Origin of the sequence: Roseburia sp. 1XD42-69, assembly GCF_003612565.1 — a bacterium.
GTDB lineage: Bacteria > Bacillota > Clostridia > Lachnospirales > Lachnospiraceae > Roseburia_B.
Genome location: NZ_RAZG01000274.1, coordinates 1 through 548 on the forward strand (window position 1 = coordinate 1; position 548 = coordinate 548).

Sequence of the window (548 nt, forward strand, 5' to 3'; positions counted from 1 at the left end):
CTTGCAGATAATTTTGACCGTCTGATTGAAAACATCAACGCTTATTCCAATGACGCAATGGCGAATGTAAAGGATTATCTTGCAAAGATCGGGTTTGACACCAGTTCTTCCATCAGCAATATAGGTACTTTGATCTCCAATTCTTTAAATGCCGGCACCGACATATCAAGGGCAACTTATACGACTGTTGATGAAATCAAAAGCATCTTGGAAAAGATGCAACAGTATGTAGATTCTATTGCAAACGGAGGGAACGCCTCTTCCGGTGCAAACAATTTCACTTCACAGCCGCCTGTATCTTCAGAAGAACAGCAGAAACAGTCAATCACAAATGATATGACGGCATTGCAGAGCCAGTTAGAATCTTTATATAAACAGAAAACAGATATCGAGAATGGATATGATAAAGATATCGATAAAGCTAAGTCAAATTCTTCAAAGTATAAGGATAAAGCAAAGAAAGAAAAGGATACGAAAAAAAAGAAGGAATACGAAGCCAAAAAGAAAGAGTATGACGCACAGGCAAAATCTTTGGAAAAGGAAAAGAA

At 37.6% G+C, this 548-nt stretch carries 1 protein-coding gene; it reads left to right on the forward strand.

Translation table 11 applies throughout. The annotated features are described in order from the left end of the window. Positions 1–548: hypothetical protein (locus D7Y06_RS26395; protein ID WP_199714865.1), on the forward strand; the 548-nt coding region annotated here is incomplete at both ends.